The organism is Candidatus Cloacimonadaceae bacterium (genome assembly GCA_030693415.1).
Classification (GTDB): Bacteria; Cloacimonadota; Cloacimonadia; order Cloacimonadales; family Cloacimonadaceae; genus JAUYAR01.
In genome coordinates this window covers 1-10151 of the sequence record JAUYAR010000013.1, presented here as the reverse complement: position 1 = coordinate 10151, position 10151 = coordinate 1, and the positions used below count along the sequence as shown (strand labels likewise).

5 protein-coding genes are annotated in these 10151 nt (G+C 44.3%); 2 read left to right on the top strand and 3 right to left on the bottom strand.

What is annotated here, in order from left to right:
* Nucleotides 1-184 precede the first annotated feature (184 nt).
* From Q8M98_00750 to Q8M98_00740, 3 genes are all read right to left on the bottom strand, one after another.
* A complete protein-coding gene (locus Q8M98_00750; protein ID MDP3113278.1) occupies nt 185-3091 on the bottom strand; it encodes a DUF294 nucleotidyltransferase-like domain-containing protein in 2907 nt (968 codons plus the stop codon).
* Nucleotides 3092-3365: 274 nt separating this feature from the next.
* Nucleotides 3366-4367: an NAD(P)-dependent oxidoreductase gene (locus Q8M98_00745; protein ID MDP3113277.1), complete on the bottom strand. Its 1002-nt coding sequence runs from the start codon at nt 4365-4367 to the stop codon at nt 3366-3368.
* Between the two features lie 62 nt (nt 4368-4429).
* Entirely contained in the window at nt 4430-5590 is a 1161-nt protein-coding gene (locus tag Q8M98_00740) for a glycosyltransferase (protein ID MDP3113276.1), read from the bottom strand.
* Between the two features lie 1123 nt (nt 5591-6713).
* Between Q8M98_00740 and Q8M98_00735 the strand changes: the two genes are divergently transcribed.
* Nucleotides 6714-9071 (top strand): FlgD immunoglobulin-like domain containing protein, encoded by a 2358-nt coding sequence (locus Q8M98_00735; protein ID MDP3113275.1) that lies wholly within the window; start codon nt 6714-6716, stop codon nt 9069-9071.
* A gap of 696 nt (nt 9072-9767) precedes the next feature.
* Nucleotides 9768-10151, top strand: a 384-nt coding sequence (locus tag Q8M98_00730; protein MDP3113274.1) for a serine/threonine-protein kinase, incomplete at its 3' end; no start/stop codon positions are given.

Sequence of the window (10151 nt, the reverse complement as noted above, 5' to 3'; positions counted from 1 at the left end):
ATGGATGTATTTACACCGATTGGTGTATAAATCCATGATCAGATATCGGGGCTAATTGGCAAGGTGGCTCTGATCAGCGAATTGAGTGGCTCTATTTTCCGAGAGCCTGGCTCTCAAATTGCGAACAAGTGGCTCTATCCTGGCATATTATTCACTTTCTCCCACAGAGTCAAATTTAGCTTTTTCAACTTATCAAATAGGCAAGAAAGTCCTTCTGAATCAAGGTTTGCAGATCATCTATCTCCTTAAAACATTCTCGTAAAATCACTTCTTCAAGATGCCCGAGCTGACCCGGGTCAATCCAGTTATCAGAATCAAGATTTTTCTCTATCGCCAGTGCTTGATTCCATAATCTCATTTTCACCAAGGTTTCATAGGCGGTAACTATATCTCTATGCCTGGAATCAAGCATTATTCCGAGATTCTTAATGTCGTCAAGACGGGAAATCGTATTCGTTTCAACAATACCGTTTTTCAAGGCGTATAAGCGAGTAAAACTCACTATTGCCATAGCCGGAGATTTTACATCTATTCTGCCAGGATGGGTTTTACTGCTTGAAGTTACAATACTGCCCAAAACCCGCATTGGAGTTTTGAAGAGAAGAGCATTTTGAGCCAATTGTGTCAGAAAAAAAGGTGTTTCTTTCAATAGTGCGTTTACGTAGCTTCTTAGTTCAGTAGCCAGTTCGGCATCCCCTGCAACCGGGCGAAAATCAAAGAATATGCTGAATTCTACAACCTGCTGCGGTTCACAGTTTCTAATCCATTCCTCAAAATATGCTTTCCAGATATGCATTGGTTGACACCATAGCGGATTGCTTGCCATCTTTTGACCGGGACATTTTTTGTATCCCGCTTGTTCAAGTAAATCGCAGAGCATCGTCCCCAGACGCAAAAAATATGCTTCTGTTTCTTTATCAATACCCTTGTGTTGGGGTTTATAGATTATTGCGTTATCCTGGTCGCTAAACATCGTTTGTGCCCGCCTGCCATGACTGCCCAAAGCCAAAAATGTGAAGGGAACTGCAGTTTGCCCCAACTCTCTGAAGCAAAACTCCAGCATTTTTTGCACAATAACATCTGTTATCGTAGAAATCATTGAGGTTATTGCTATGGAAGAAGTACCAATCTCCAACAGAGACAACACCATCCTGTTGGTCTTTTTTCTCAGTAAGACGATTTCACTCTCAAATTTCGCATTTTGGATGGATTCGGTTAAGTCTTCTGCTATACTGCTCGGTATGTGTAACAGCCGATTCAGGACAATATGTGTTCCTGTATGAACGGTTATATCAACAGAACGTCTCACGATAATCATACAGCCGGAATTAGGATCGTCGTATTTTCCCCTAAAGGTTAAGGTACAGCAAAGAGTTGTACCGTCAGTTCTTCTTAAAACTCCTTCTGCGGGATTGGGAAACTCGGCATGATTGATGTTAGGAAAATGTGAGAGCCATTTCAGATTGATTTCAGTTTCGGGGAAAACATCCGCTATATCGAGAAGTTCGATGTTTTCCGAACTACACCCGAGCAATTCATACATAACTGCATTGGCATACCTGCATCGGTTGTCGCTAACAAACAAAGCCCCTTCGGTGGCTGCTTCGCTTAAGGTTTTATATCTATCAACAGATTCGATTAATAGTTTCTCTGCTTCATTTCTTGAGCGTTCAAGCAGCAATCCCTGTCTTACCAGATAGATTAGCAGTAACAAAACGAGAATTATTATTACCAATGACATTTTTACAAGGTAACTTCTGAGATTTGCAATTTCTGCCTGAACATCGCAAACATAAATACCAGTACCTATCAACCATCCCCAGGGCTCGAAGATACGGATGTACGATTCTTTGGGTTCCATTCTGTTGGATTCGCCCATCCATTGCCAGACATAGCTGATGAACCCTTCGCCCTGCTTTTTAACCAGTTCGGCAAAAGCCACGAATATTTTAGTGCCTTCTGCATCACGATAATCGGAAACATCCTGATCATTGAGATCAGTTCTGTAGGGGTGCATTAAGATGCGTGGAGTCAAATCCTGTAACCAGAAATAATCTCTATTATTCGGGCCATAGCGCATAGCTGCAATTCTGTTTTTTGCCAGTTTCTGGGCCTGTTCAAGAGTGAGATGTCCGGTTTCTACTTCTGACGATGCTTCCTTCAGCACACCCCAAGCCACTTGAGTTAGCTGTTTTATGTTGTCCCGTTTTCTCTCAAGAAGAGTTTTTTCAAAATAAGGGAGCAGAATTATAAACAAGGCAACAATGAATAGTGTCAAGGTCATTACTGCGGGCATATAGATGTGCGTAAGCAACGAGAACCATTTATTTTTCGGTTTCTTCGGCCGTATCGGCAAAGTTGCATTATCTGTGTGGTTGATAGAGCTTTTCAATAATGCATTTCGGAACTTTTTCCATTGATCAACTGTTATAACGATTCCAGGAGAAGATTCATCGGGGTGATGAAAGTCCGTCCCCGCAGAAACGATGAAATTGCCTTCGGCAGCAATCTCCAACAACTGACGCTGAGTTTCCAGAGAATTTGGTTCATAAATAGCTTCAACTCCATCAAGACCAAGTTTTTGCAACTCATTTAGCAGAATTCTTAATTCTTTATAATCTGGTATGGTTTGAAAAGGGTGAGCCAGAATCGCTATGCCGCCTGCTCTATGAATTATATTGATAACTTCTGATGTGTTTCCGAAAACTTTGTACATCACACTATCCGTTATATCTGTTTTAGAGCTGTATTTGTCGTTTAGTAGTGCATTGAAACCCGAATCATTCATGTCAAAGCCGTATGCCAAAATGTGAATGACATGGCTCTTATGAAGAGTGGTAAACTCAGCTCCCGAGATAAAACCTATCCCGTAAGACATCAGTGCCTTCTTAAATACTGCCAAGCCGCTTATTGTATTGTGATCCGCCAATGAAGCATATTTAACACCGACTTCAGAAATCTTACGGGCAAGCTGTTCGGGCGATAAAATACCGTCACTATGCGCAGAATGACAATGCAGATCAACTTTGATGGTTTTTAGTGCCGTTTCATTCGGACTTTTATGTGAATTTATGATTTTGTAATCTGTCATGCAAATCCTCCCTCAATTCTGTAAATCATCACGAAGCATAATCACCTCTTGTGATCTATGATTTTGTTCCCAATGAATTGATCTGAGGTTTCCGTCAATAGAAATTTACGCTTCTGCCGTAATCAAAGAAACATGTGACTAATGACTAATCAATGGATATGGGCTGGGCATTTCATTAGCACAACATGTGTATCAACTGGTGGCAGGTTTATGAGGGGTTTGGTGCTCGAGCATCACCTGTCGCTACGGTCGAATCGATATTACCGAATGGAGGTCAGCGGGATTTTTTTTTCAGTTCCAGATACCAGGATGTCATCTTTAATATCTCATCTTCGATAGAGTGTTTTTGCACATAGCCGTTGTCTCTTATTTTCTCAGAGGCAAAATGGGTGGCAGTGGCAAATTTCTTCATTCTGTCGCTATTTACCGGCAGGTCGATTTTGAATAGTCTGGCGGGAATATCAAACAGTCTTCCGATGAAAACAGCAAAAGAGACCGGCACCTGAATTCGGGGAATTTTGAAAGCTGAATTGGCGGCGATGATCTCCATGAGGCGGCGAACGGTAATATATGGCTTGTCCACACAGTTGTAATCCAACAGACCGGGCTTCATTTTCCCCATTGCAAAAATTGTCATATCGATCACATTTGCCCGAGAGACGATCGATTTAATATAATTTCCGTCCCCGATAGTGATCCAGGGCTTGCGGTGCATCATGTCCATCATCTTATACATATTGGCATAGTTGTATGCCCCATAAATCACCGTGGGACGCAGAACGAGCAGCCAATGGTCGGCACTTTCCTTTTGCCACTCCAGGCAAAGCAATTCACCCGCAAGTTTGGATGCCCCATAAGGATGATCCGGATTGTAAATCCCATTCTCATCCGTACACTCCGTGGGATGTCCATACACACCGACTGTGCTAAAGTAAACAATTTTGTTGATCTTGTGTTGTCCGGCAAAATCCAAAAGAACCTTGGTTCCGATTTTGTTGTGGCTGTAATACTCCTTGTGGGACACACCAAAATCATGCTTCGCGGCGGCACAATGAATGATCATCTCAATGCCGGCACGATTGCTTTCGACAAAGGCGTCATGCACCCGATTCAAGTCGTCGATTTTCCTTATGTCGCCGATCAGTGTTTTAGGATGAGCGATATCGTCGCAACGTTCAGATATATCGATCCCGATAATATTGTGCCGTTGGGCTTCCAGATCAAACATCAGCTTTGAGCCGACGAAACCGTTCGTACCTGTAACCATTATATTCATTAGTATTTTCCTGCCTTATCTATTATTATAGTATCTGAAAATCGGACTTCAGGTTTTGGCTTTCAGCACTTGGAATCCTTGCCAAATTCCGTGATCAGCCCTTTGATGTTTTGTTCCAGAACCGACATCGAATAATGTTCCACGATCTTTTGATGCGCCCGCTCGGTAATCGATATGTAGCTTTCTGGGTTGTTCAGAACATCATCTATCCTGCTGATCATGCCCGCCATGTCGCCGACAGCATAGACAAATCCATTTACCTCGTTGTCGATCAGGTTTTCCACTCCTCCGACCCTGGTTGAAATCACGATATTTCGATTTGCCATCGCTTCGATAATCGAAACTGGCGTGCCTTCCCGATTTGATGTCAGCATCAGGATATCAATATCGGCGTACATGGGCTTGAGATCCTTGATAAAACCTGTGATAATGACCTTTTTTTGCAACTCATTCCGATCTATCTGCTCCTGCAATTCAGGACGCAATTCACCATCGCCGACTAGAAGGAAGATCGTGTCCTGCCGTCTTGCCAAAACCGCTTTGGCGATGTTGATGAAATAGGCGGGATTTTTGATTGCAGCAAGTCTTCCCACCAATGCCACGATCTTCGTTTCCGAGGAAATCTGATACTGAGCGCGGAATTTTCCAAGGTCGGATTTGTCGTGTATAACTTCCGCCAAATCAAAACCAAGGGGAATCATGCGGATTTTTGGCTCTGGTGCGATTTTTAAGCGGCTCAATTCCTCGTATTGCTGAGGGCTTATGGCGACCAGACAAGTGCTGATAAAGGCTAACGCCTTTTCTGTGATAATCGAAAAAGTGCTCATCAGTTTGCCAAAATATCCCGAAAAATTATTTCCGTGATAGGTATGAATGATGATGGGGACACCCATGATAAAAGCCGCAATTCTGCCGACTACGCCGGCTTTTGCATTGTTTGTAAAGACTACATCCGGCTTGATCTTTCTTATCACTTTGATGATCTCGATAATCGTAATAAAATCCTTCACCGGATTCAGGCTGCGGCACATAGTATTTACATAATGCGGTTTAATGCCATATCTGTCAGCAAGATAGGACATATCTGCCTCATCAGGTTCGATCATTCCGGTCAGGACATAGGACTGGTAATGATCGTTGTTTAGCGCGTGGCTCAATTGCATCACATAAGCGCATGTGCCCCCGACACATAGTCTGGTCAAAATGTGTAAGATACGGATCAAATTTTCACTCCTGATTCATTCTTGTCATCGTTGCGGAAAGCGCATACTCTTCTGTGGCCGCATTTCCATACCTATAGTGATAATCAAAAGCATCCGGTTTGCAATTCTAAACTTCCCGACATCATATCACACCCTGGGGAGAATGTAATATACAAAAAAAGGCCTTGTGGAGTAGGGCATGACTGATGAGACACTTCGCAGAGTAGCCCTCCCTGAAGACAACTAAGCAGTAGATAAGGAGACTGTTCAACTATTCCTTCAATAAACCTGATCAGATAGCTTGCTAAATAAGGGAAAATGTGGGCGAAACATGGCATTTGGCAATCGTTTTCAGCATTGACATGATTTCCATTCTTGCATCCCTATTGACAAAATGGGGAGGGGATTGCACGAAAGCTTTGACGCTATCGTTTTCTTCGACGATGAGTTTTCCCCCGCTTTAGTGCCCTTCTGCATTAAGTCATGGGTTGGCTTTTACATCCTGAATACAGGAGATATCTTTCCCAAGCCAAAACTAACTTATTGCAGGCTAACTCATTGCAATTCATCTCTGAATCTCTCATCACTCTGCCCTTGCTTCGCTTTTACTCTGCTTTCCTCTGTGTTTATTACATCTCTCATATCCTCCAATATACCACCTCTCCCGTGAGCATTACGGAGTCAATACGGACTTAGTCCGTAATGAGTCCGTATTGATTCCGTAATGCAAAGGGGGAGGGTGTCGATCCTGCGAAGAGAACGGGTGCTGGAATCCAGCCATTCATCCATCCAGCAAATTGCGATATTTCCCTCATATATACAGATATTTAGCAGCCTAACCGATTAGGTTAATGGAAGTCACCCATGAAAATTTTCGTATAATAAACCAATGCAAGACAGCTACAAACGCCAATATATCAGGAATAATGCCGGCAGTTTGAAAAAAAGTCTTGACCAAAAAGATATTACGATATCATTTGCTTTTGATATAGTTGTCCTGATTGGAATCCTGAAATGTACGACAAAGAGTATTAGTCAGCTCTGATCGAGACCCGTGTAACGCAGTCCCAAAAAAATCGATGAAACAGATGATTAATGATAAATATAAACATCAACAGGATACAGCAAGGAGATGGACATGTCGATGAAAAAACAAGCTCTGGCTATGGTTTTTCTTTTATTTGGATGCGTATGCGTTGCACAGAACGCTGGTGATTACCGTAGCAGGGAAAACACCCTCGGCAACTGGATGGACACCAATGTCTGGCAGGTATTCGAATCCGGAACATGGCAGGATACTATGACCTATCCCACTGCGGCAAATGGCGTTATCACCATTCGGACAGGTGCATCGTTCTCGATCAACAGTTCCTTTGGCATCGATCAAACCATCGTGGAAAACGGAGCATTGATCACCCATTCAGCAGGAACTTTGACGCTCGTCAACGGCGCGGATGCTCATGATCTGGTAGTGCGTGGTCAATACTACCGGACTGCTATTTCTGCCACCATCAGCATCTCCACCGGGGCGCAGATCTACTTTGAGGACGGCTCAAGCTATATTCATCATGCCACGGGTGGGAATCTACCGCCAATCAACTGGCACAATAATGCGACGCTGGATTTGAAAACTACAATGGCGGACAACCAAATCTACAACTCTGATATTGGTAATCTAATCGTGAATCTTGGAGCTACACAATCTGAGCTGGTGCGAAATTCTGGTTTTGGTTTCACGCACACAATCAGAGGTTCCGTGACCATCAACAGCGGGACATTAAGTATAAGCCCTGCCGCAACGAATATAACTCTGATCATAAATGGGAATCTGAGAATCGTCGGAGGGACGTTTAGAATTGACAATCGTAGCAGTCTCAGCAACCTTTCTCGGATCAAATCAGCAAGGGTAATTGGAAACTACATTCAATCCGGCGGGACATTGGACTTTTCAAACGAAACCTCCACATCGCTACCGGTAAATACATGCTACGCATATCTCGATATCTACGGCAATTTTGCCATGAGCGGTGGAACGATTACCGAAAGCGCTTTGGACATTGACTATCAAACACGGGTTAGAATGTTCGGATCCACAAAAGAAGTGGGGAAAAACCAATCAAACCGGAGCATCCAGACTTTCTCAAAAACAGGCGGAACTATCTCCAACAATGTCAGCTTCAGCGTATCCAGCGGATCGATAACGGATTTCGACAGCCACGTTCTCAGCGGTGGTACCGGCTCATTTACTCTGGAAAGCGGAGCTACTTTGATTACTGCCCATCCGGCTGGCATAAGCGTTAGCGGGGCAACTGGTTCGATCCAAACCACAGGTTCAAGATCATTCAATAGCTCCGCGAACTATGTCTTCAGCGGGGCTCAAGCACAGATCACCGGCAGCGGTTTGCCTGCGACTGTGAACAACCTGGTGATCAATAATACCTCCGGCGTCACGCTCAGCAATCCGGTTACTGTGAATGGCACCCTAACCATGCAGAATGGCAGCCTTGGCGGCACGCGAACCGTAGATGGGTTCAATGACCACGCTAAATATCTCAACATTGCCGAAAATAACATTCTTATCAGTGGTTTATCGGTAGGCACTTCGGTGATCGAAGAAAACTACCCAAACCGCGTAAAACGCCAATGGTCGATATCCGGAACGGCTTCTGGAAACAAGGTGATCACCTTCTATTGGACGATGGACGATGATTCAAACTTCAACTGGGGCGATCGAGTTCCATCTATTTTCAATGGAAGTACCGAATATCCCGGAGATACAATCGGAAGTGCATATAATGTTTCCGGTGCTCTGCGCTGGATCACTGTATTAGCACCTCTGACAAACTCCAAGTCTATCTGGCAGATAGGGATAAAAGGTGGTGCCGGAACCTTGCCGGTGGAGCTTTCATCTTTCACAGCAAGCCCCAGTGCAAATAGCGGTGTGCAAATCATGTGGATCACGCAATCTGAGACCAATTGCATGGGCTTCTATGTATATCGCGGGGAAGATCAGGACTTTGCCAATACCCTGCGGCTAAACCAGTTCGTATCCGCGACCAACACCTCGCAGATGCAATCCTATGTGCTGTTTGACAGAGAAATATCAGAAAGCAGCACTTATCATTACTGGCTGGAAAGTCTCGATTTCGATGGCGTCAATACGCTGCATGGCCCGATCTCGATCACGATAAATTATGATTCATCCGGCGGCGGACAGGTTCCATTGAACACTTCGATCAATTCCATCTATCCCAATCCCTTCAACCCCGATCTGACGATAGATTTCTCCATCCTTGCCCCGGCGAATATTTCCCTGAAGGTCTATAACAGCAAAGGGCAACATATCAAAACCCTGCACTCCGGACCTCGAGATCAAGGCTTCCACAGACTCATCTGGGATGGAAAAGACTCTCAAAACGCGGCTGTAGGCAGCGGAATCTACTACATCGTGATGGATGGCACTTTGCTGAGAGATGTGAAGAAAGCGGTACTGATGAAATAGCTCGAGCGTGGAAGCCTGTAGCGCAGCATGCCGATGCTGCGGAGGTGAAAAGGTGGAAAGGTGGAAAGGTGGAAGGGTGAGAATTGAGAATTGAGAATTGAGAATTGAGAATGAGGTCGGCAAGAGTGGAAAGGTGGAAGGGTGGAAGGGTGAGAATTGAGAATTGAGAATTGAGAATTGAGAATTGAGAATGAGGTCGGCAAGAGTGGAAAGGTGGAAAGGTGGAAGGGTGAGAATTGAGAATTGAGAATTGAGAATTGAGAATGAGGTCGGCAAGAGTGGAAGGGTGGAAGGGTGGAAGGGTGAGAATTGAGAATTGAGAATTGAGAATTGAGAATGAGGTCGGCAAGAGTGGAAAGGTGGAAAGGTGGAAGGGTGAGAATTGAGAATTGAGAATTGAGAATTGAGAATTGAGAATTGAGAATTGAGAATGAGGTCGGCAAGAGTGGAAAGGTGGAAGGGTGGAAGGGTGGAAAGGTGGAAAGGTGGAAAGGTGGCCGGAAAACGGACTGATCAAGGTTGAACCTCAATTCTCAATTCTCAATTCTCAATTCTCAATTCTCAATTCTCAATTCTCAATTCTCCATTCTCAATTCTCCCCCCCCCCCGGAAAGGCTAAAACTCTTTATTTCTTGACAAATATTTTCGCACTATGGTATGTGGTTTTTTGTAAATCTAATACAGGAGTCTGCAAAAATGGAGCTAACCAAAGGGGTAATTCTACGGGATTATCATATAATCTCCTTACTCGGCGAAGGCGGGATGGGAGAAGTCTATCTGGCGGAGGAAGTTATGTTGGGCAGGCAAGTGGCGATCAAACGCCTGAGCCCCAATCTTACCAAAGACGCCCAATTTTCCGAACGTTTTATCAATGAAGCGCGCATTCAAGCAAGATTGATTCATCCCAATATCGTGGCTTTATACAATTTCTTCGTGGAAGATGGGGTCTATTACATGGTGATGGAATATGCGGAGGGGAATATGCTGAAAGAGCTGATTGCGATGACCGGTCCCATTCCCGAACCGCGTGCCCTCCATATTTTCAAGCAAATCGTCAATGCCCTGGCTTATGCCCATTCC